Origin of the sequence: Streptomyces anthophorae (assembly GCF_049310305.1) — a bacterium.
In the GTDB taxonomy this organism is placed as follows: Bacteria; Actinomycetota; Actinomycetes; order Streptomycetales; family Streptomycetaceae; genus Streptomyces.
In genome coordinates this window covers 2005730-2028198 of sequence record NZ_JBLWQQ010000001.1, presented here as the reverse complement: position 1 = coordinate 2028198, position 22469 = coordinate 2005730, and the positions used below count along the sequence as shown (strand labels likewise).

Genomic DNA, 22469 nt, shown 5'->3' with positions numbered 1-22469 from the left:
CATGGCGCACACGGTCCCGGCCGAGCGCCGGATGGCGAACGACATCGCCGCGAACCAGGGCCATCTGCCGACCGCGCAGGCGGCCGAGGCGATCGCGGGACACTTCACCCGGTTCTGGGACCCGAGGATGCGCAAGCGGCTCTACGCGCTCGTGGACGACGGGGCGGACGGGCTCGACCCGCTCGTGGTCGCGGCCGTGAAACTCATGCGCTGACCCCGGCCTCCCCTCCCGGCCACCTTCCCAGCGGCCGCCGCGCGACAGGGCACGCGCGGCGGCCGCGCCCCCTTCTCCATGTGTCGTCGGTTCCGTGTGCTGTGCGGCGCGCGGGCGGCGACATGTGCGTACCTCCACACCCTCGAATCCAGGAGGCACCACATGAAGATCGCAGTTGTCGGCGCCGGAGCCATCGGCGCGTACGTGGGCGCGGCCCTGCACCGCGGCGGCGCGGACGTGCACCTCGTCGCCCGAAGGGACCATCTGCGTGCCATCCAGGCCGAAGGCGTCCGCGTGCTCAGCCCGCGCGGCGACTTCACCGCCCACCCGCACGCCACCGACGACCCGAACGAGATCGGCCCCGTGGACTATGTGTTCCTCGGCCTCAAGGCCCACTCGTACCCGTCGTGCGGCTCGCTCGTCGCCCCACTGCTCGGCGAGCACACCGCGCTGGTGGCCGGGCAGAACGGCATCCCCTGGTGGTACTTCCACCGCCTCACGGGCCCGTACGAGGGCCGCCGCATCGAGGCCGTCGACCCGGGCGGCGCGACCAGCAAGGTGCTGCCGCCCGAGCGTGCGATCGGCTGCGTGGTCTACCCGGCGACCGTCATCGAATCCCCGGGCGTGATACGCCACTTGGAGGGCACCCGCTTCTCGATCGGCGAGCCGGACGGCAGTGTCTCGCGTCGCTGCACGGACCTGAGCGAGGCCATGGTCGCGGGCGGCCTCAAGTGTCCCGTCGAGCGGAACCTGCGCGACGACATCTGGATCAAGCTCATGGGCAACGCGGCCTTCAACCCGATCAGCGCGCTGACCCGGGCCACCATGGCCGACATGTGCCGGCACCCGCTGACCCGCAGCATGGTCGCCCGCGTCATGGAGGAGATCCTCGACATCGCGGCCCGCGTCGGCTCGACGCCCGAGATCTCCATCGAGAAGCGGCTGCGCGGCGCCGAGGGCGTGGGAGCCCACAAGACGTCCATGCTCCAGGACCTGGAGGCGGGCAAGCAGCTGGAGCTGGACGCGATCGTGACGGCGGTCGTCGAGATGGCCGACATCACTGGCGCCGAGGCACCCACGCTGCGTGCGATCCACGCGGCGACCGACCTATTGGCACGCACTGTGCTGCCGTAGCACGCTACGGATGAAGATCACGTGGCAGAGGAGACGTACATGCTGTTCCGGCAGTTGGAGTACTTCGTGGCGGTGGCGCGCGAGCGGCACTTCGCACGCGCCGCCGAATCCTGCTACGTCTCCCAGCCCGCGCTCTCGGCGGCGATAGCCAAGCTGGAGCGCGAGCTCAACGTCACGCTGATCAACCGCGGCCACAACTACCAAGGCCTCACCCCGGAGGGCGAGCGCCTGGTGGTGTGGGCGAAACGCATCCTCGCGGAACAGGACGCGTTCAAGGCCGAGGTCGCCGCCGTGCAGTCGGGCATCACCGGCACACTCCGCCTCGGCACCGACCCCACGGCGTCCACCACGCTGGCCCTCCCGGTGGGCGCCTTCTGCTCGGCACACCCCCTGGCGAAGGTCCAGGTCCGCTCCCGCCTCTCAACAAAGGAACTCCACCGCCAGCTCCGCGACTTCGAACTCGACGTCGCCATCGCCCACTTCGACCCGGACGACCAGGAGGGCCTGCAAGTGGTCCCCCTCTACCAGGAGCGCTACATGCTGCTGGTCTCGGACGACCAGTTCAAATCCCGTACAGGCAGCGTCACGTGGTCGGACGCGGCACAACTCCCCCTCGCCCTCCTCACCCCCGACATGCGCATCCGCCAGATCATCGACAAGGTCTTCGCCAACAAGGGCCTGGAAGTCACCCCTCAGGTCGAGACCGACTCCATCGCCTCCCTGTACGCACATGTGGGCGACGGCGAATGGGCCAGCGTCGTGCCCCACACCTGGCTGCGCGCGATGCCGGTGGACGGCCGCACGCGAGCCCTCCCCCTGGTCGACCCGGAGGCCGGCGCGCAGGTCTCGGTGGCCATCCACGCGGGCACACCGGGTTCGGTGGCGGCACGGGCTTTCGTGAGCGCGGCGACGGCCCTGAACCTGGACACGGTCTTCGACCAGAGGGTTCCGACGCAGGCGACTCATTCTTGAGCGTCGGCTTCTGTCTCCATGCGGCGAGGGTGGGCCAATCAAGCCCCTGCGGCGATTGAGCAGCGGGGTCCGGGGCAGAGCCCCGATCTTTTGAAGCCCCGCCGGCGATTGAGGCGCGGGGCCCGGGGCAGAGCCCCGCGACGTCAACCCACCCGCCCGCCACCTCATCCGTACCGCTCCCACACGGCCACCCGATCCAACCCACCCTGCGCCGTCCGCGGCAACGCGGACACGAACACCACCCGATCCGGCACCGCCACCGCGGCCAACCGCTCCCGGCAATACCGCAAAATCTCCGAAGGCTCCCCGCACTCCTCCCCCCGCACCACCACCGCCGCCCCGATCCCCTCCCCACCCACCGCGAACACCGCCGCCTCCGCGACGGACGGACACCCGGCGAGTACGTCCTCCACGTACTCCGGCGAGATCGAAAGACCCCGCCGCACGATGAGGCTCTCGAGCCGCCCGGCAAGGGACAGGTACCCGTCCTCGTCGAGCGACCCCAGGTCACCCGTGCGCAACCACCCCTCGCCCGCCACGGCCGGCCCCGACACCCACACCTCACCCCGCACCCCGGCCGGACACACCTTCCCGTCCCGGCCGACGACCCGCACCCGTACCCCTGTCGCCCGCCCCACCGTGCCGTGCTTGAGCGGCCCGCGCTCCGGCAGCGGCTCGCTCGCGATCTGGTGCGTGGCCTCGGTCGTCCCGTACGCGGACAGCAGCGGCGCGCCGAACATCCGCTCAAGCGCCCGCTGGGTCGCGGCATTGAGCGGAGCGCCACAGCTGCGCACGAACCGCAGCGGAGGCGGCGCCCCCACATCCGCGGCCTCCGACGACCGGTCGAGCAGCGCCTCGTGGATCGTCGGAACCGCCGTGAACCAACTCGCCCCCGCCGCCCGCAGATCCGCCCAGAACGTCTCCGCCGAGAACCGCCCGCCCGCAGGCAGCAGCACCCGCCCCCCACTGGCCAGCGTGGACAGGAGCGAGGCGAAGAGCCCGTGCCCGTGGAAGAACGGCATGACGGCGACGGTCGCGTCCTCGGGCCCCAACGCGTACGTGGTGCAGACGGTGTGCACGGACGCCGCGACGTTCGCATGCGTGAGCGCCACCGTCCGGGCGCGCCCCGTGGCCCCCGCGGTGAACAGGACGAGCGCGTGCTCAGGACGCATGCGCCGCGCGACGCCTCCGCCCCCTTCGCCGAACCCGTCGACGCCGAGCACGGCCCGCGCACCCAACTCGCGTACACGCAGGCGCAGTTCGGCATCCGGCAGCGCGGGATCGAGGGGCGCGGCGACCACCCCCGCGCGCGCCGCACCCAGCAGCGCCCCCACGAACTCGGCCGTGTTCCCCAGTGCGAGCGCGAGCACGTCACCGCCCCGCAGCCCCGCCGCGGCGAACCGCCCCGCCATCCGCTCCGCGAGCGCGTCCAACTCCTCGTAGGACAGGGGAACCCGCTCGTCGCCGACGACGAGCGCGGGGGCGTGGGGCCGCGCACGCGCCTGCCGGTCGAGGAGACCGGCGAGCCCCGTGACGGCCAGGGCCGACGTGGCCATGCCTTCCACCTCCCCTCCTCAGCGAGCGTGCGGTCACCGGCCGCGCACGTCCAATACGCACTCACGAACAGCCGATAGCAACGGCTTATGAAGCCCGAAGTGCCGCCCCCAGCAGGAGATTTGGGGCGCGCTTGACTCTCGATAGACACCGTTTATCGGCTGGAAGCCGATGGGTCTTGGACGGGGCGCCGCACCCTGCAGAAGGTGAGAACAGGAGCCGCACCGGCCGTACGTGCATGAGCCGCACCGGCAGGACCGTCCAAGGAGGAACTCGGATCATGACCGCTGACTCGACCGCTGACCAAACCGCCGAGGCCGCGGCAGGAGCCGACGCGCCGGCCGAGCTCACCGACGGCTACCACCTCGTCGTCGACGCCCTGAAGAAGAACGACGTCGACACCATCTACGGCCTCGTGGGCATCCCGGTGACGGACCTCGCGCGTCTCGCGCAGGCCGAGGGAATCCGGTACATCGGCTTCCGTCACGAGTCCAACGCGGGCCACGCCGCCGCCATCGCCGGCTACCTCACCAAGAAGCCCGGCATCTGTCTGACGGTCTCGGCCCCGGGCTTCCTCAACGGCCTGGTCGCCCTCGCCAACGCCACCACCAACTGTTTCCCGATGGTGCAGATCTCCGGCTCCAGCGAGCGCCACCTCGTCGACCTCAAGCAGGGCGACTACGAGGAGATGGACCAGCTCGCCGCCGCCCAGCCCTTCGTGAAGGCGGCCTACCGCGTCAGCCGCGTCGAGGACATCGGCCGCGGCATCGCCCGCGCCCTGCGCACCGCGATCTCCGGCCGTCCCGGCGGCGTCTACCTCGACATCCCGGCGGCGGTGCTCGGCGCGGTGATGGACAAGGAGGAGGGCGACCGCACGCTCTCCCGTCTCGTCGACCCGGCGCCGCGCCAGCTGCCCGCCCCCGAGGCCGTGGACCGCGCGATCGACCTCCTGGAGAACGCGGAGCGCCCGCTGATCGTCCTCGGCAAGGGCGCCGCGTACGCACAGGCGGACGACAAGATCCGCGACCTCGTCGAGTCGACGGGCATCCCCTACGTACCCATGTCGATGGCGAAGGGCCTGCTCCGCGACGACCATCCGCAGTCGGCGGCGACGGCCCGCTCCCTCGCACTGAAGAAGGCCGACGTCGTCATGCTGGTCGGTGCCCGCCTGAACTGGCTGCTCAACCACGGCGAGCGCGGCTGGAACCCGGACGCCAAGTTCATCCAGGTCGACATCGAGGCCAAGGAGATGGACTCCAACCAGCCGATCGCCGCTCCGCTCGTCGGCGACATCGAGTCGGTCCTCGACCAGCTCGCGGACCGTACGAAGCCCGGCCAGATCGCCGCGCCGACCGCCTGGCGCGAGGAGCTCGCGGCCCGCTCGGAGCAGAACGTCGCCAAGATGGCCAAGCGCCTGGAGGCCGACCCGCACCCCATGCAGTTCATGGGCGCGCTCAAGGCGGTCCGCGACGTCGTCCACCAGCACCCGGAGACGTTCATCGTCAACGAGGGCGCCAACACCCTCGACATCGCTCGCAACGTCATCGACATGCACCACCCGCGCCGCCGCCTCGACTCCGGCACCTGGGGCGTCATGGGCATCGGGATGGGCTACGCGATCGCGGCCGCGGTCGAGAGCGGGGGAGCGCCCGTCGTCGCCATCGAGGGAGACAGTGCCTTCGGCTTCAGCGGCATGGAGCTGGAGACGATCTGCCGCTACGACCTGCCGGTGATCACCGTGATCATGAACAACGGCGGTGTCTACAAGGGCGACGAGACCATCGCGGGCAGCCCCGCCCCCACCACGCTCATGAGCGCCGCGCGCCACGACCAGATGATCGAGGCCTTCGGCGGCAAGGGCTACCGGGCCACCACACCTGCCGAGGTCACGGCCGCTCTCGCCGAGGCGATCGCCTCCGGCGGCCCGGCGCTCATCGACTGTGTCATCGACCCGTCGGCCGGCACCGAGAGCGGCCACATCGCCCACCTGAACCCGAAGGGCATCGGCATCAAGAAGTAACTCTCCGTGTCCGGGATCGCACCGATACGCAGGTGAAAGCCACTCCGAAACCTTGGTATTGTTGAGGTGTCGCCGCGGGGAACACCCCGCCATGCGGCGCGCACCTTGTCCGAGTGGCGGAATGGCAGACGCGCTAGCTTGAGGTGCTAGTGCCCTTTATCGGGCGTGGGGGTTCAAGTCCCCCCTCGGACACTTATGGAGTGCCGGTCGAGATTCTTCTCGACCGGCACTTTTTGTGTTTGCGCTGGTCGGACGGGGGCAGACGCGAGCTGGAGCCATGTGTATGGCTTTTCAACCTTTCACAGGTCAAAGAGAATAGAGGTCGGTGTGTCCTCCAGACTGGTGGCCGAGCACCTGTACATGGTGTTCGGCGGGCGACAACAGGAGGCTGTGGAGAAGCTCCGCGGCGGCGCGGACCGTGAGGAGCTGCGCGCCGAGGGGACCACGGCCGCCGTGATCGACGCGTCGTTCACCGTCGAGCCCGGCCAGATCTTCGTCGTCATGGGTCTGTCGGGATCCGGCAAGTCCACGCTCCTGCGGATGCTGAACGGACTTCTGGAGCCGACGTCGGGACATGTGAAGTTCGAGGGCGAGGACCTGACGGCGCTGGCTCCCAAGGAGCTGCGCCAGGTGCGCGCCCGCAAGATCAGCATGGTGTTCCAGCATTTCGCGCTGTTCCCGCACCGCTCGGTCATGGAGAACGCGGCGTACGGCCTGGAGGTGCAGGGCGTTCCGCGTGCCCAGCGCGAGGAGCGGGCGATCGAGGCGCTGCGCCTCGCGGGCCTCGAGGGGTGGGAGAAGTCCTTCCCCGACGAGCTGTCCGGCGGTATGCAGCAGCGTGTGGGCCTGGCCCGCGCGCTGGCCACCGACGCCGACCTGCTGCTGATGGACGAGTCCTTCAGCGCGCTCGACCCGCTGATCCGGCGCGACATGCAGGACCAGCTTCTTGAGCTTCAGAAGACGCTGAAGAAGACGATCGTCTTCATCACCCACGACCTCAACGAGGCGATGCGTCTGGGCGACAACATCGCGGTCATGCGCGACGGTCGTATCGTCCAGATCGGCTCGGCCGAGGACATTCTCGTCACGCCGGCCAACGATTACGTGGCCTCCTTCACCCAGGACGTCGACCGCTCCCGCGTGCTGAGCGCGAGCGCGATCATGGCGGAGCCGGGGGAGGGCTACGCGATGGCCGACGCCCCGGCGAAGGTCCACCAGGACACACCGATCGTGGAGCTGTTCACGCCGTGCTCGACGAGCGCGACACCCGTCGCGGTCGTGGACGACGAGGGGGAGCTCGTCGGTGTCGTCCCGCGCGAGCGGCTGCTCGCGGTGCTGGGCGAGCCGACGAAGACCGTGGAGGGCGACGCGGCGGCCTCCGACCTCGTCGAGGCCGGGTCGACGAAGAAGGCGCAGACGGCGAAGAAGGTGAATGCCGGTGCCTAGGATTCCCTTCGGTGACTGGGTCAATGACGTCGTCCAGTGGATGCTCGTGCACCTGGACTGGCTGTTCGGCTTCTTCGAGAGCATCTTCAACGGTGTCTACAACGGTCTGACCGAACTCCTCCAGGCCCCCGAGCCGCTGCTGCTCGCGGGCATCTTCGCCGTGATCGCGTTCTGGCTGCGCGGCACCCTGGGCGCCGTCCTCGCCTTCGTCGGGCTCTGGTTCATCCAGAACCTGGAGCTGTGGGACAAGGCGATGGAGACCCTGTCGCTCGTCCTCGTCTCCACACTCATCGCGCTGATCATCGGTGTGCCGCTGGGCATCTGGGCGGCCCGCTCCGACCGGATCAGCAATCTGTTCCGTCCGGTCCTGGACCTGATGCAGACGCTGCCGGCGATGGTCTACCTGATCCCGGCGATCCTGTTCTTCGGCTCGGGCGCCCCGGCCGGAATCGTGGCGACGCTGATCTTCGCGGTGCCGCCGGGCGTGCGCATGACCGAGCTGGGCATCCGCCAGGTCGACAAGGAGCTGGTGGAGGCCGCCGACGCGTTCGGAACGACGCCGCGCAGCACCCTGTTCCGCGTGCAGCTGCCCCTCGCACTGCCGACGATCATGGCGGGTGTCAACCAGGTCATCATGCTGGGCCTGTCGATGGCCGCCATCGCGGGCATGGTCGGCACCGGCGGCCTGGGTGGCGCCGTCAACGAGGCCATCGGCCAGTTGAACGTCGGTCTCGGCGCCGAGTCCGGCATCTCGATCGTCATCCTGGCGATCTACCTGGACCGGATGACGAGCTCGCTCGGCCAGCAGGTCTCCCCGCTGGGCCGCCGTGCGCTGAACAAGCTGCGGGTCACGCAGGGCCTGAAGATCTGGTCGTACCGCCCCCGTCCGGCCGTCGCCGTGGTCGGTGTCGTCGTCCTCGCGCTGGTGGCGGGCGGCATGGGCATGTTCGGCCAGAACAACGCCGCCACCTCGCCGGCCGCCGCGTCGACGAACGTGGGTCAGGGCAAGAAGATCTCCATCGGCTACATCCCCTGGGACGAGGGCGTCGCCTCCACGTTCCTGTGGAAGGAGATCCTCGAGCAGCGCGGCTTCGACGTCGAGGCCAAGCAGTTCGACGCCGGCCCGCTCTACACCTCCCTCGCGGGTGGCACGGTCGATTTCCAGACGGACTCCTGGCTGCCGGTCACGCACGCCGAGTACTGGAAGAAGTACGGCAAGGACCTTGAGGACCTGGGTTCCTGGTACGGCCCCACCTCGCTGGAGCTGGCCGTGCCGTCCTACATGAAGGACCTCAAGTCCATGGAGGACTTGAAGGGCCAGGCCGACAAGTTCGACGGCAAGATCACCGGCATTGAGGCAAGCGCCGGTGAGTCGGCGCTGCTGAAGAGCAAGGTCCTCAAGGAGTACGGCCTCGACAAGGAGTACAAGGTCGTCGACAGCTCGACCCCGGCGATGCTGGCCGAGCTGAAGCGCGCGTACGCCAAGAAGAAGCCGATCGTCGTTCCGCTGTGGTCGCCGCACTGGGCGTACAACGACTACAAGCTCACCAAGCTCAAGGACCCGAAGGGTGCCTGGGGCAAGGGCGACGGCATCCACTCGCTGGCCCGCAAGGGCTTCGGCAAGGACTTCCCCGAGGTCGACAAGTGGGTCAAGGACTTCAAGCTCAGTGAGAAGCAGCTCACCAGCCTCGAAGCCGAGATCAACAAGTCGGGCAAGGGCAAGCAGCAGGACGCCGTCAAGGCGTGGCTGAAGAAGAACCCGGGCATCGTCGACGAGCTGGCCCCGGTCAAGAAGCAGTCGACCCCCGCCGAGGCCGAGCGCCCGGTGAACGTCGCCTGGTTCCCCTGGGACGAGGACATCGCGGTCACCTTCCTCTGGAAGCACGTCCTGCAGAACCGCGGCTACAAGTTCAACCTGAAGCAGATGGACGTCGGCCCGGTCTACACGGGCCTGTCCACCGGTGACCTCGACGTCAACTTCGATGCCTGGCTGCCGTATACGCAGAAGAGCTACTGGGACAAGTACAAGAACAAGGTCGAGACTCTCGGCTCCTGGTACGGGCCCACCTCGCTCGAGATCGCCGTCCCCTCCTATGTGAAGGGCATCAAGTCGGTCGAGGACCTCAAGGGACGCGCCAAGGAGTTCAACGGCAAGATCGTCGGCATCGAGGGCGGCACCGGCACGATGGACATCCTCACGAAGGACGTCGTGCCCGGGTACGGCCTCGACAAGGAGTACAAGGTCGTCAACGGCTCGACGCCGGCGATGCTGGCCGAGCTGAAGCGCGCGTACGCCAAGAAGGAGCCGATCGCGGTGCTCCTGTGGACCCCGCACTGGGCGTACAGCAAGTACGACCTGACCAAGCTGAAGGACCCCAAGGGCCTCTTCGGCAAGGGCGACACCATTCGCACGGTCACCAGCAAGGCGTTCATCAAGCAGTACCCGCAACTCACGAAGTGGTTCAAGAACTTCAAGATGACCGAGGACGAGCTCGGCACCCTGGAGATCGAGATCAACAAGCACGGCCAGGGTCACCAGGAGGAGGCCGTCGCGGCGTGGCTGAAGAAGCACCCGGAGGTGGAGCGGCGGATGACGGCGCCGTAGGGATGCGCCTCGCATAGGTGCTGGTGAAAGCCACTCCGAACCCTTGATAAGGTTCTGTTCGTCGCCACGGGGCAAGCCCCCGGAAGCGGCGAACACCTTGTCCGGGTGGCGGAATGGCAGACGCGCTAGCTTGAGGTGCTAGTGCCCTTTATCGGGCGTGGGGGTTCAAGTCCCCCCTCGGACACGGACCATTTCCCCACGGTTTCTCTGAGACCGTGGGGATTTGTCGTTGCTGGAGCTCTGTGGCCCGTGCGGAGCGGGAGTGATCTCAGCCCGCTGAGGCGCATGCAGGCCACGTCACCCGGACGAACGGCAATGCCGGTACGGCCTCGGGCATGCCACCCGCACGGGCCACGGCAGCGGCCGCAGCCCGACTTCGAGCGTGCTTCAGTCCCTATATTGGCGATCACGGACTTCCGCCCACGGATACGCTCTGCCACCGAGGACCAGGCTCGCGAACGGCGACCGTGAACGCGGCGGTGAACGCGATCGTTGACCCGGCCCGGCCGGTTCTCAGGACAGAGGTGATCCGATGAAGGTGCTGGTGACCGGCGGGACGAGCGGACTCGGACTCGCCATGGCCTCCGCCCTGGCCGCGACGGGAGCCTCCGTCGCGCTGACCGGGCGCTCCGGCGAACGTGCGGAGTCCGTCGCCGCGGGACTGCCGGGGGCGATCGGCGTCGAAATGGACGTGCGCGACGAGTCGTCGGTGGCCAGGGCCGTCGACCGAGTGTGGTCGCGGCTCGGCGGCATCGACATGCTGGTGAACAATGCCGGCATCGGCATGCGCACGGTCAACCCGCGCTTCATGACACAGCCGCAGGGTTTCTGGGAGGTACCGTCCGACGCCTTCCGCGCAGTGATCGACACCAACCTGACCGGCTACTTCCTGGTCGCCCGCGAGATCACGCCACGGATGCTGGCCTCCGGTGGTGGCCGCATCGTCAACATCTCGATGAACCACTCGACCATGCGACGCGCCGGCTTCGTTCCCTACGGCCCGTCGCGTGCCGGCAGCGAGGCGCTGTCCCACATCATGGCGGCCGACCTGCGGGGCACGGGCGTCACCGTCAACCTGCTGCTGCCCGGAGGCGCGACGGTCACCGGGATGCTGCCCCAGGACGTCGTCTCCGAGGGCCACGGATTTCTGAGTCCCGCGGTGATGGGCCCGCCCATCGTCTGGCTGGCCTCCGACGACGCGGCCGACGTGCATGACGAGCGCATCGTCGCCGACGAGTTCGGACAATGGCTGCGGGACCGGGAGAGTCGGCAGTGAGGGGGTGAGCGTGCGTGGGCTGGATGGAGTTCGCCCTTCACAGCCCCGACACGGTGCTCATGGCCAGAGCCGACCTGACCTCCCCGCGCCGTGTGCTCGCCGTATCGGGGGAGCTTCGCTGTGCGTTCGGGGTGGGGCGCGGTGATGTGCCGCATTGCGGTGTGAGACGAGATGCCGAACAGGCCCATTGGGTGAAGCGCGTCGTCCCGCCTGCCGGCGGTGATCCGGGCTGATGCACAATCGCCCCGTGTCCGTTTCCGTCGCCGATCTCCTCGCCGAACCGTCCCTGCGGCTTCGGGCGCTGACCAGCCACTGTCACGACGTGGACCGGCGGATCGGCTGGGTGTCCACGACGGAGCTGCCGGACCCACTGCCGTTCCTGCGCGGGGACGAGCTGGTGATGACGACCGGCATGCTGGACCGGGACGACGCCGAGTGGGCCGGGCTGCTGGAACGGCTGGCGGAGTTGCCGGTGGCCGCGCTCTGTTTCGGCACCGGGCTCGTGCACCAGGAAGTGCCGCCCGTTGCCGTCGAGGTCGCCGAACGGGCCGGCCTCGCGCTCATCGGCTCGCCGGTCGAGGTGCCGTTCGTGCAGATCAGCCGCTGGGTCGCCGACCGGATCTTCGCGCAGCGGTACGACGCGGTGCGCTCGGCCGTCACCCTGCAGGACCAGCTGGTCCGCGAGCTGCTCTCCGGGCACGGGCTGCGCGGGCTGCTCCGGCGGCTGCACCGGGAACTGGGGGCGGGGCCCGTGGCCGTCGTCGAGCCGGGTGGTCACGTCCTCGCCCGCCACCCCGCGTCGAGCCGCTGGCCGGACACCTCCATGGCCGGTACGGGGGCATCCGTGCCGGTCGTCGTGGACGGTGTCCCGGTCGCGGAGCTGCGCACCCGGCAGGCCACGCGGCGCCAGGACATCCTGTCGTTCGCCACGAGCATCCTCGGGCTCGAAGTGGCCCGCCACCAGGCTGTGCTCACCGGGCGGCGGGAGTTGCTCGGTCAGCTTCTGGAGGACGTCCTGCACCGCACGGTCTCGGACGGTGACGCCCGCCGCCGGCTGGCCTCCCACGGGCTCGCCACGGAAGGCCCCCACGCGGTCGTGGTCGCCCGGGTCGCCGGCGACCCCGCGCGGCTGCGCAGTCTGCCGTGGACGCTGGGGCCGCTCCTGGAGCGGGCGGGGGACCGGCTGCCCACCGCCCTGATCGACGACACGGTGATGGTCGTCGTGCCGGGCGGCGTCGACGCCGAGGGCGCGGCCGGGACGGTCGCGGGCCATCTGAGCGTGCTGGACCCACAGGTCCGTGTCGGGGTGGCGGAGCCCCGACGCGGAGTGAGCGGGCTGCGGCTCGGCTACTTCGAGGCGCGCCAGGCGGCACAGGCCGGTCCCGGTGTGCACCGGGCGGCGCCGCTGAGCATCGCCGGCCTGCTGATGGGCAACCTGGACCTGCCGTTGCGGGAGTTGGGGCACGCCGTGCTCGCTCCGCTGCTGAGCCACGACGAGGAGCACCGGGCGGAACTCGTCACCACCCTGCGGTCGTACCTCGCTCACGACTGCTCGCCCGCCGCGACCGCCCGAGAGCTGACCCTCCACCGCAACAGCCTGCGCTACCGGCTGCGGCTGATCGAGCAACTCACCGGCCGCGACCTCGGCCGCCTCGCCGACCGCATGGAAATGTGGCTCGCGCTGACCGCGCTCGACGCCGACACGTAGGACCTGTCGTTGTGATCCGGCCCTAGGCAGCAGTCGCATCCGCGGGGTGCAGGATCGTGCGCTCCGGTATGTGGGCGGTGTCGCGACGGCACAACACCCAGTAGAGAGCGGCCGGGACGGTGAGTCCGACGATCCAGGAGATGTCCGTACCGCCGAGCGGTGCCACCAGCGGGCCGGTGTAGAAACCTGTGACGAGGAAAGGGAGTTGGGCCAGCAGGCCGACGACGTAGACGCCGATGGCCTTCCAACGCCAGGCCCCGTACCGGCCGTGCGGGTCGCTCAGGGCCGGCAGATCGTAGCGCTCCTTGGCGATGACGTAGTAGTCGACCAGGTTGATCGCCGACCAGGGGGTGAACGCCGTGAGGAGGAACAGCAGAAAGTCCTTGAAGGAGGTCAGGAAGCTGTCCTTGCCGACGAGGGCGACCGCTGTCCCGACGGCCATGATGCCGGCGATGTAGGCGGCGCGGAGCCGCGGGGGAGAGGTACCGCTGGCCTCGGAATCCGCTGACGCCGGTCACCAACGACATGAAACCGCCGTAGGTGTTGAGCACATTGATGGTCAACTTGCCCAGGGCGATGACGAAGTAGAGGAACGAGGCCGTCAGGCCCGCGCCGCCGAGGCCGATGACGTACCCCACCTGGTTGTCGACGAAGGCGCTGCCCGAGGCGGCCGCCGCGAGGACACCGAAGGTCATCGACCACTGGGAGCCGAGGGCCGAGCCGGCCAGCGTCCACCAGAACGTGGCCCGGGTGGAGGTGGCGCGGGGCAGGTAGCGCGAGTAGTCGGCGACATACGGGCCGAAGGCGAGCTGCCAGGACGCGGAGAGCGAGACCGCGAGGAGGAAGGTCGGCAGGTCGAAGGCGCGGTCGGCGAACAGCGCGGACAGGTCCGCCTGTTCCAGGAGACGGATGCCGAGGTAGACGAAGGCGAGCGCGCACACGACGCTGGCGATTCTGCCGAGGGTGTGGATGAGGCGGTAGCCGACGGCGGCCGTGACCGCGGTGGTCAGCGCGAAGACGACGATGCCGGTCGTGTCACCGAGATGCGTGAGCTCGCCGACCGCCTGACCGGCGAGGACGCTGCCACTGGCGAAGAACCCGACGTACATGACGATGACGAGAGCCAGCGGCACTACGGCGCCCCGGACTCCGAACTGGGCCCGGCTGGAGATCATTTGCGGGAGCCCGAGGCGCGGGCCCTGCGCCGAGTGCAGGGCCATCACCGCGCCGCCGAGGAGATTGCCGACCAACAGGCCGACGATCGACCAGAAGGCGCCGCCGCCGAAGACGACGGCAAGCCCTCCGGTGACGACTGCGGTGATCTGGAGATTGGCGCCCAGCCACAGGGTGAACTGGCTGAAGGCGGTCCCGTGCCGTTCGGCATCGGGGACCACGTCGATCGAGTGCTGCTCTACCACGCCTGCCATGTGCATGTCCCTCTTCGGTGGTGTGCCTCGGATCTGCGTGTGTGCTGAGTGCGTTCTGCCTGCGTTCGGAACTACGGGCGTGTGGCGTCCCGGTTCCTGTCGCCGTTCCCGCCCTCGCCTCCGGAGAGCCATTGCGCGACGACGTCGTCGGCGTGCGCGCCGAGTCCTGGGCTCGGGGCGGTCGGGGCAGGGGAGGCGTCCCCGAACTGCGCCGGCTGGCGCAGGTACGGGGTGGGGCCCAGCACGGGGTGGTCGAACTCGCCGATCAGACCTCGCTGTTGGATCTGTTCGCTGCGCAGCGCGTCGGTCAGCTCCCAGATCGGCGCGGCGGGTACCCCCGCCTCCTGCGCGAGCTTCAGGGCCTGGTCCGTGGTGAGGGTCGACGACCACTCCTCGGTGATCTCCCGTACCTGCTCGACGTGGCGCGAGCGGGCGGTGTCGTCGTGGAACCGCGGATCGGACGGCAGGTCGGGCCGCCCCACCAGGGCAGCGAACCGATCGAAGACCGAGTCGCTCGCCACCGCGATCGCCACGAGGCCGTCGGCGGTGCGATAGGTGTCGAACGGTGTGGAGACCGGATGCCGGTTGCCGACCCGGCCCGGCAGCTGCCCGGTCGCCGTGACCAGGCTCATCGCGGTCACCTGCAGCGCCACCAGCGAGTCGAGCATGGCGATGTCGATGTACCGGCCACGTCCGCCGCGCTCCCGGTCGTACAGGGCGGAGCTGATGGCCCACGAGGCGAACAGTCCGGCCATCAGGTCGCCGACCGACTCACCCACCCTGGTGGGCGGGCCGCCCGGGGTGCCCGTCCCGGCCATCAGGCCGGACATCGCCTGGACGATCAGGTCGTACGCGGGGTGCTCCCGCATCGGACCGCTCTGCCCGAAACCCGAGATGCTCGCGTAGACCAGACGCGGGTTGACCGCGGCGAGCGCGGGGTGATCGATGCCGAGGCGCTGGGCGACACCGGGGCGGAAGTTCTCGACGAAGACGTCGGCACGCTCGACGAGCCGCAGCAGCAGCGCGTGGTCGTCGGGGTTCTTCAGATCGAGCGCGATACTCCGCTTGCCGCGGTTGAGCTGGGCGAAGTAGACGCTCTCGCCGTCCCGGAAGGGGCCGAGGTGCCGGGCGTCGTCACCGGCCGGCGGCTCGACCTTCACCACGTCCGCGCCGAGATCTGCCAGCAGGGCGGTGCAGTACGGGCCCGCCAGCACCCGGCTCAGATCGAGCACTCGCAGCCCCTGAAGAACGGTCATCGCCTCGCGCCTTTCACTCGGTGGATCGCATCCGGCATGCGGAACGTATGGCTGCGGCCACCGCGAGGTCGATGTGCGGGCGCACGATCAGTGGGCCGAAGTTCGTGCGTGCGCACATTGGCACGGCCAGGCGTCGTGACCCGGAATGGAGCCGGGCCGCGGCACTCGTCCGTGCCGCCCTCCCCGCTACCGACCCGCTCACCTTTGAAAGGCCGCGCCATGACCGAGCACGCCACCACGCCGTACCTGCTGCCCCCGATGTACGACGAGTTCCGCGCCGCGGCGCGGGCCCTCGCGGAGAAGGAACTCGGGCCACGGGCCGCGGAGGTCGACGCCCGGGGCGGCTTCCCGCACGACAACTACAAGACGCTCGTGGCGGCCGGGCTGCACGCCCCCGGCGTCCCCGAGGAGTACGAGGGCGACGGCGTCGACGCCATCGCCGCCGCCATCGCGGTCGAGGAGGTCGCCCGTGTGTGTGCCTCGTCCTCCACCGTCCAGACCTCCAACAAGCTCGGGGTCGTACCGCTGCTGCTCGCAGGGACCGAGGAGCAGAAGCGGCGCTACCTCCCCGAAGTCGCCGCCGGCAGGGCGCTGATGGCGTACGCCATCAGCGAGCGGGAGGCGGGCAGCGACGTCGCCGCGATGCGCTGTCGGGCGGTGGCCGACGGCGACGAGTGGGTGCTCGACGGCGTCAAGACCTGGATCACCTCCGCCGGTGTGGCCGGCTACCTCATCGTCTTCGCGGTCACCGATCCCGGTGCCGGATCCCGGGGCATCTCCGCCTTCGTCGTGCACGCGGACGATCCCGGCATCACGTACGGAGAGCCCGAGCGGAAGATGGGGCTGAAGGGCTCGGTCACCCGCGAGGTGTACTTCGACGGCTGCCGGATCCCCGGCGACCGCCTGCTCGGCGAGCGGGGGAGGGGGATGCGTGTGGCGCTCGGGACCCTGGACCACACGCGGGTCTCGGTCGCGGCCCAGGCCCTCGGCATCGCGCAGGGAGCCCTCGACCTCGCGGTCGGCTATGTGCAGGAGCGCAAGCAGTTCGGCAAGGCCGTCGCCGAATTCCAGGGAGTCCAATTCCTGCTCGCCGACATGGCGATGAAGGTCGAATCGGCACGACAGATGGTCTACGCGGCGGCCGCCCGCAGCAGCGCGGGGTCGCCCGACCTGACGTACTTCGGCGCGGCCGCCAAGTGCCTGGCCTCGGACGTCGCGATGGTGGTGACCACCGACGCGGTGCAACTGCTCGGCGGCTACGGCTACACCCAGGACTTCCCCGCCGAGCGCATGATGCGCGACGCGAAGATCACCCAGATCTACGAGGGCACCAACCAGATCCAGCGGATCGTGATGGCCCGCCAACTGCTGCGAGCACGGTGAGCGGGCCGGGGCGCGGGTGGCTCAGGCCCCCGCGTCCAGTTCTGACCTGGCGTCCCGGGCGTTGAGAACCGGAACCGGCCTTGCGACGTGCACGTACGCCTGTGATTGCATGATCTCTGCGCCACGCACGGGGGAAAAGAGACACATGATGCACGTCAGCCAGGGGACCAGGCGACGCCCTGCCCGGCTTCGGCCGGCGAAGGGACGACGAGAATGAATCGGCCGGCCGACGCGCCGGCCGACGATGCCGTGCTGCTCGACCGGCTCGACCCCGACGCCGTCCGCCTGCTCACCGGTGTCGTACGAGGTGAACGCTTCGGGGACGGCTGCATCGCCGGTGGCCTGGAGAACGGCTCGCTCGCCTTCGCCGTGCGGGTACTCGAAGCACGTCCAGCACACCCAGCACGTCCCACCGGAAGGACCACACCTTCGTGAGCACCCCCAACAAACGCCCCGCCACCGGCGCCCTCATCGGTTCCGCCATCGGCGATGCCATGGGGCAGCCCACCGAGTTCCTCACGCCCGTCACCCGTATCGAGGCCGAGTTCGGGCCCTGGCGCGGGATGCGGCTGCCCGTGCGGCACGACGGTGTCGCGCTCGTCACGGATGACACCGAGATGACGCTCGCGGTGGCGCGTGCCCTGCGCCAGGTGCAGGGGGACGGTGGGCTCGCTCAGACCCAGCGGGTGACCGGCGCGCTCATCGAGCGGTTCGGTGCCTGGCTCGATCACCCGGGCATCGCCCCCGGCAACACCTGCATGACCGCGTGCCGCGCCCTGCGCGAGGGGACGCCGTGGGCGCAGGCCACGCTCCCGAACTCCAAGGGCTGCGGCGCCAACATGCGCGTCGCGCCGGTCGCGTTCGTCCCCGGTGTGGAACCGCATCACCGCGCCCTGATCGCCCAGTTGCAGAGCGCCCTCACGCACGGGCACCCCACCGCCCTCGCCGCCAGCGACCTGACCGCGTACGCGATCCGGCTGCTCGCCCACGGCACCGCGCCCGCGCTCCTGCCCGAGCTGCTGCTCGCCTACGCGCGCGCCTCGGTCCTCACGCCGCCGCCCGGCTGGGGACAGTGGCTCGGCGACCTCGCACCTCAGGGGGCGGCCTACGTCGACGGGGGCTGGCAGGAGTGCATCAGCGTCCTCGAACGCCTGGCCGCTGCCGCCGCGCCGGGCGGGGTCGACCCCGAGGCCGATCCGTGCCTGGCGACGGGCGCCGCATGGATCGCCGAAGAGGCCCTGGCCACCGGCCTGTTGTGCTTCCTGCTCTTCCCCGACGACCCGGTCGCGGCGGTGCGGCGTGCCGCGTGCACGTCCGGCGACTCCGACTCGATCGCCGCGCTCACCGGCGCCTTCGCGGGGGCCTACCACGGGATCGCGGGCTGGCCCCCGGAGTGGATCTCCCAGGTGGAGCACAGCAAAGAGCTGCTCGCGCTGGGCGGGGAGTGGGACGAGGAGGCCTGAGGCCGAGCAGGTTTCCCCGGACGGGTTCAGGCCCTCTCGTCCGGGTCGACCGGGACCTCCAGGCCCTCCGCGTCGTCCCAGAACTCCGGGTCCGCCTTCTGGAGGCGGGCCGCCGCGTGCTTCATGTGGCGGCGGGCCGCCGTGCGGGCCGCCTTGGGGTCGGCGGATTCGATGGCGGTCAGGATCGCCTGGTGCTCGTGGCGGACCGCCTCGAAGAAGTCGTCGCGGCGGGCCTCGTTGGCACGGGTGACGCGGATGCCGCCGCGGGAGACCTCGCCGAGGTAGCGGACCGTGGAGACCAGGACCGGGTTGCCCGTCGACTCGGCGATGGAGCGGTGGAAGGCGAGATCCTCGTCCGTGCCGTCACCGCCCGCCGCCACCGCCGTGTCGATCGCGGCGAGCGCCGCGCGCATCCGCACGATGTCGGCGGGCTGCGCGCGGCTCGCCGCGAGATGGGCGGCCTCGGACTCCATCGCGCGGCGGACCTCGACGATCTGGAGGACCTTCGCCAGCGTGCCCGACGACTCGGTGTCGCCCTCCAGATCAAGGGGACGGATGCGGCGGGGCAGCACGAAGACGCCCCTGCCCTGGCGGGGTTCCACCAGTCCCGCGTTGCGCAGCCGGGAGACGGCCTCGCGGATCACCGTGCGGCTCACGCCGAGCTGCTTGACGAGCTCGACCTCGGTCGGCAGCTTGTCGCCCTCGCTCAGCCGGCCCGACTCGATCTCCTCGGTGAGCATCGCCGCGACGCGATCGGCGAGCCGCACGGGCCCGTCCACCTTGTTGAACATGACGTCAGTCTATCGACGTGGCCGGGGACACCTCGGCGGTGACCGCGTCCGGGTGGTCGGCGACGTACTGCCGGACCACCGAGGCGAAGTCGGGGTCGGCGGTGAGGCCGAGCGCCGCCGCGCGGGTGTTGTCGAAGGCGGCAGGCCACGAGCCGACGATCGCCTCCACGGCCGGGTCCGGGGCCACCGTCACCAGGTCGGCCACGGCGTCGCCCGCCACCTCGCGCAGGGTGTCCAGCATCTCGGCGACCGTGACCGTCAGGGCCGGGAGGTTCACCGGGATGTTGCCGGTCAACTGGCCGTCCCGCGTGCCGCGTTCGGCCTCGGCCACCCGCAGGATGCCCTCCACCGTGCGGCGCGGGGAGGCCAGGGCCACCCGCGTCTGCGGGCTCACCGGGCAGGCCGCGGGGAGGCCCGCGAGCGGCTCGCGGACCACGCCGGACAGGAAGCCCGAGGCGGCGGCGTTCGGCTTGCCGGGGCGCACCGACACCGTCATCAGGCGCGTCACACGGCCGTCCACGTAACCGCGGCGCGTGTACTCGGCGACCAGCTGCTCGCAGACCCGCTTCTGCACGCCGTAGCTGGACTGCGGCGTGGGCAGCGTCGACTCGCTGACCACGGGCGGCAGCGGGAGCGCCGCGTCGGAGCCGTAGACCGCGACGCTGCTGGCGAGCACGAGACGTACGGACGGGCCGCCCGCCTCGGACTGGGCGCGGGCCGCTTGGAGGAGGGCGCGGGTCGTGTCCAGGTTCGCCGTCATGCCGAGGTCGAAGTCGGCCTCGCACTCCGACGACACCGCGGCCGCGAGGTGGATGACCACGTCGACCGGCTCGGCGAACAGCTCCGTGAGGTGGTCCGTGAGGTCGCCCCGCACCACGTCGACCAGCTCGTCCGCCATGAGCGGTGACTCGTCGGGAACGAACTTGTCGGCCAGTGTCAGGCGGTCGATGGGCGCGCCCTCGAACGTGCGCCGCTCCAGCAGGGCCTCGGCGACCTGGCGGCCCAGGAAGCCGAAGCCGCCCGTGATGACGATCCTCATGCGTACTGCTCTCCTTGCATGTTCTTCAGCCAGCCGAGACCCTCGCTCGTGCCGGCCCTGGGGTGGTACTCGCAGCCGATCCAGCCGTCGAAGCCCAACTCGTCGACGACTTCCATCAGGTGACGGAGGTTCAGCTCGCCCGCGTCGGGCTCGTGGCGGTCGGGGACGCCCGCGATCTGAAGGTGGCCCACGCGGCCCGTCGGCAGGTCGCGGCGGAGGGTGGCCGTGAGATCGCCCTCGACGATCTGGCAGTGGTACAGGTCGAGTTGGACCTTCAGGTTGGGTGCGCCCACCTCGCGTACGACGGCGTGGGCGTCCGCCTGGTGGTTCAGGAAGTAGCCCGGCATGTCGCGGGTGTTGATGGGCTCGATCAGGATGTCGACCCCGGCGGGAGCCGCCTGTTCGGCCGCGTACGCCAGGTTGCTCAGGTAGGTGTCCCGGCACGCGGCGCGCGACACACCTTCGGGCACGAGGCCCGCCATCATGTGCACACGCGGGCTGCCGAGCGCGGCCGCGTACTCCAGGGCCCGGTCGACGCCCTCGCGGACCTCGGACTCGCGGCCCGGGAGCGCAGCGATGCCGCGCTCGCCGCCGTCCCAGTCGCCGGGCGGGGCGTTGAACAGGACCTGGCGCAGGCCGTGTTCGTCGAGGCGGGCGCGGAGTTCCCCGGTCCCGTACGCGTACGGGAAGAGGTACTCGACGGCCTCGAAGCCGTCCGCCGAGGCCGCGGCGAAGCGGTCCAGGAAGTCGTGCTCGGGATACAGCGTGGAAAGGTTCGCCGCGAACCTCGGCATGGTGTCTCCTTTGTAGAGGGGGGTGCGTCAGCGGTTGACGACGTCCTTCTTCGTCGTCAGGACGGCCGCCGCACCGATGACGAGCGCGAGGGCCAGAACGTACATCGGGATGGCCGTCGAACCGGTCGCGTCCTTCAGCGCGCCGATCATGTACGGGCTGACGAACCCGGCGAGGTTGCCGACCGAGTTGATCGCGGCGAGGCCCGCCGCGGCCGCCGTGCCGCCGAGGAACGCGGTCGGCAGCGACCAGAACAGCGGGGCGCAGGTCAGCACGCCGGCCGCCGCGATCGACAGGGCGACGAGGGCCAGCACGGTCGAACCGGTGAAGCTCGCCGCCATCGAGAAGCCGACGGCGCCCATCAGGGACGGGATCACCAGGTGCCAGCGGCGCTCGCGACGCTTGTCGGCGGAGAAGCCGAAGAGGTTCATGGCGATCAGCGCGGCCAGGTACGGGACGGCGCTCAGGACGCCGATCGCGAGGCCGCCCTTGACGCCCGTGGTCTCCACGAACGTCGGCATCCAGAACGTCAGCGCGTACTGGCCCATCACGAAGCAGAAGTATATGAGGCACATCAGCCACACCTTGCCGTTGCGGAAGGCGTCGAGGGCGCGGCCGTGGACGGTGTGGTGGGTGGCGTCGGCGGCGAGGGCGTTCTCGATGACGGACTTCTCGTCGTCGGTCAGCCACTTGGCGTCGCGCACGCTGTTGTCCAGCCAGAACAGGCAGACGACACCGATGACGAGGGCGGGGATCGCCTCCACGACGAACAGCCACTGCCAGCCGCTCCAGCCCGCGGCGTTGTCGAAGACGTCCATGATCCAGCCGGAGAGCGGGTTGCCGAAGATGCCCGCGACGGGGATCGCCGACATGAACATCGCGATGACGCGGGCCCGGCGCTGGGACGGGAACCAGTACGTGCAGTAGAGGATCACGCCGGGGTAGAAGCCGGCCTCGGCCGCGCCGAGCAGGAAGCGGAGGACATAGAACGTCGCCTCGCTGTTGACGAAGGCGAACGCCGCGGACACCAGGCCCCAGCTGATCATGATGCGGGCGATCCAGGTGCGGGCGCCGACCTTCTGCATCAGCAGGTTCGAGGGGACCTCGAAGAAGAAGTAGCCGATGAAGAAGAGGCCGGCTCCGAGCCCGTAGGCCGCCTCGCTGAAGCCGAGGTCCGAGGACATCTGGAGCTTGGCGAAGCCCACGTTCACGCGGTCCAGGTAGGAGACCACGTAGCAGAGGATCAGGAAGGGGACGATGCGGCGGATCACCTTGCGGAACACGGCGTTCTCACGCGCGAGTTCGGGGGTGTCGGCCGTGGGGACGGTCGTGGACATGAGGGGCACTTCCTTGTGCGGCTCAGTGGTGCGGGAGCGGAGGGGACAGGGC

At 70.0% G+C, this 22469-nt stretch carries 17 protein-coding genes, 2 tRNA genes and 1 pseudogene; 13 read left to right on the top strand and 7 right to left on the bottom strand.

Features of this window, described 5'->3' with window-relative positions:
* Window position 1: 1 nt before the first annotated feature.
* The 3 genes from ACNYS0_RS09120 to ACNYS0_RS09110 all read left to right on the top strand — a co-directional run bounded on the left by ACNYS0_RS09120 (window position 2) and on the right by ACNYS0_RS09110 (window position 2320).
* Window positions 2-214: a formate dehydrogenase subunit delta gene (locus ACNYS0_RS09120; RefSeq protein ID WP_422472159.1), complete on the top strand. Its 213-nt coding sequence runs from the start codon at window positions 2-4 to the stop codon at window positions 212-214.
* A 162-nt stretch (window positions 215-376) separates the two neighbouring features.
* Window positions 377-1348, top strand: a complete 972-nt coding sequence (locus ACNYS0_RS09115; RefSeq protein ID WP_422472157.1) for a 2-dehydropantoate 2-reductase — start codon at window positions 377-379, stop codon at window positions 1346-1348.
* 39 nt (window positions 1349-1387) lie between these two features.
* On the top strand, window positions 1388-2320 hold the full coding sequence (locus ACNYS0_RS09110; protein WP_422482532.1) for a LysR family transcriptional regulator: 933 nt from the start codon (window positions 1388-1390) through the stop codon (window positions 2318-2320).
* Window positions 2321-2484: 164 nt separating this feature from the next.
* Here ACNYS0_RS09110 and ACNYS0_RS09105 read toward each other — a convergent pair whose 3' ends face one another.
* On the bottom strand, window positions 2485-3876 hold the full coding sequence (locus ACNYS0_RS09105; RefSeq protein WP_422472155.1) for an AMP-binding protein: 1392 nt from the start codon (window positions 3874-3876) through the stop codon (window positions 2485-2487).
* A gap of 278 nt (window positions 3877-4154) precedes the next feature.
* Here ACNYS0_RS09105 and oxc point away from each other — a divergent pair, with 278 nt between their 5' ends.
* The 7 genes from oxc (at window position 4155) to ACNYS0_RS09070 (ending at window position 12929) form a co-directional block, all read left to right on the top strand.
* Entirely contained in the window at window positions 4155-5894 is a 1740-nt protein-coding gene (gene oxc, locus ACNYS0_RS09100) for an oxalyl-CoA decarboxylase (protein WP_422472153.1), read from the top strand.
* 107 nt (window positions 5895-6001) lie between these two features.
* Window positions 6002-6086: transfer RNA gene (locus ACNYS0_RS09095), tRNA-Leu, on the top strand.
* Between the two features lie 168 nt (window positions 6087-6254).
* Entirely contained in the window at window positions 6255-7340 is a 1086-nt protein-coding gene (locus tag ACNYS0_RS09090) for a quaternary amine ABC transporter ATP-binding protein (protein WP_422482530.1), read from the top strand.
* Window positions 7333-9945, top strand: coding sequence for an ABC transporter permease/substrate binding protein (locus ACNYS0_RS09085; protein WP_422472151.1), 2613 nt, complete (start codon window positions 7333-7335; stop codon window positions 9943-9945). Before ACNYS0_RS09090 ends, ACNYS0_RS09085 begins: the two co-directional genes overlap by 8 nt.
* Window positions 9946-10044: 99 nt before the next feature.
* Window positions 10045-10129 (top strand) — tRNA-Leu (locus ACNYS0_RS09080).
* Window positions 10130-10477: 348 nt separating this feature from the next.
* Window positions 10478-11221: an SDR family NAD(P)-dependent oxidoreductase gene (locus ACNYS0_RS09075; protein ID WP_422472149.1), complete on the top strand. Its 744-nt coding sequence runs from the start codon at window positions 10478-10480 to the stop codon at window positions 11219-11221.
* Between the two features lie 247 nt (window positions 11222-11468).
* Window positions 11469-12929 (top strand): PucR family transcriptional regulator, encoded by a 1461-nt coding sequence (locus ACNYS0_RS09070; RefSeq protein ID WP_422472147.1) that lies wholly within the window; start codon window positions 11469-11471, stop codon window positions 12927-12929.
* A gap of 22 nt (window positions 12930-12951) precedes the next feature.
* Here ACNYS0_RS09070 and ACNYS0_RS09065 read toward each other — a convergent pair.
* Window positions 12952-14356 (bottom strand): annotated as a pseudogene (locus tag ACNYS0_RS09065) (purine-cytosine permease family protein).
* Between the two features lie 71 nt (window positions 14357-14427).
* Window positions 14428-15612 carry a CaiB/BaiF CoA transferase family protein gene (locus ACNYS0_RS09060; RefSeq protein WP_422472145.1) on the bottom strand — a complete coding sequence of 395 codons (1185 nt, stop codon included), beginning with the start codon at window positions 15610-15612 and terminating at the stop codon, window positions 14428-14430.
* Between the two features lie 219 nt (window positions 15613-15831).
* Here ACNYS0_RS09060 and ACNYS0_RS09055 point away from each other — a divergent pair, with 219 nt between their 5' ends.
* From ACNYS0_RS09055 to ACNYS0_RS09045, 3 genes are all read left to right on the top strand, one after another.
* Window positions 15832-16995 (top strand): acyl-CoA dehydrogenase family protein, encoded by a 1164-nt coding sequence (locus ACNYS0_RS09055; protein WP_422472143.1) that lies wholly within the window; start codon window positions 15832-15834, stop codon window positions 16993-16995.
* A 213-nt stretch (window positions 16996-17208) separates the two neighbouring features.
* Window positions 17209-17430, top strand: coding sequence for a DUF6508 domain-containing protein (locus ACNYS0_RS09050; protein ID WP_422472142.1), 222 nt, complete (start codon window positions 17209-17211; stop codon window positions 17428-17430).
* Window positions 17427-18458 (top strand): ADP-ribosylglycohydrolase family protein, encoded by a 1032-nt coding sequence (locus ACNYS0_RS09045; RefSeq protein ID WP_422472141.1) that lies wholly within the window; start codon window positions 17427-17429, stop codon window positions 18456-18458. The genes ACNYS0_RS09050 and ACNYS0_RS09045 overlap by 4 nt, the downstream gene beginning before the upstream one ends.
* Window positions 18459-18484: 26 nt before the next feature.
* Here ACNYS0_RS09045 and ACNYS0_RS09040 read toward each other — a convergent pair whose 3' ends face one another.
* From ACNYS0_RS09040 to ACNYS0_RS09025, 4 genes are read right to left on the bottom strand one after another with little or no spacing between them, the layout of a single operon-like run.
* Window positions 18485-19249, bottom strand: a complete 765-nt coding sequence (locus ACNYS0_RS09040; RefSeq protein ID WP_422472140.1) for a FadR/GntR family transcriptional regulator — start codon at window positions 19247-19249, stop codon at window positions 18485-18487.
* 4 nt (window positions 19250-19253) lie between these two features.
* Window positions 19254-20288 (bottom strand): D-erythronate dehydrogenase, encoded by a 1035-nt coding sequence (gene denD, locus ACNYS0_RS09035; protein WP_422472139.1) that lies wholly within the window; start codon window positions 20286-20288, stop codon window positions 19254-19256.
* Window positions 20285-21082, bottom strand: coding sequence for a 2-oxo-tetronate isomerase (gene otnI / locus ACNYS0_RS09030; RefSeq protein WP_422472138.1), 798 nt, complete (start codon window positions 21080-21082; stop codon window positions 20285-20287). Before otnI ends, denD begins: the two co-directional genes overlap by 4 nt.
* Before the next feature lie 27 nt (window positions 21083-21109).
* Window positions 21110-22417, bottom strand: a complete 1308-nt coding sequence (locus ACNYS0_RS09025) for an MFS transporter (RefSeq protein WP_422472137.1) — start codon at window positions 22415-22417, stop codon at window positions 21110-21112.
* Window positions 22418-22469 lie beyond the last annotated feature (52 nt).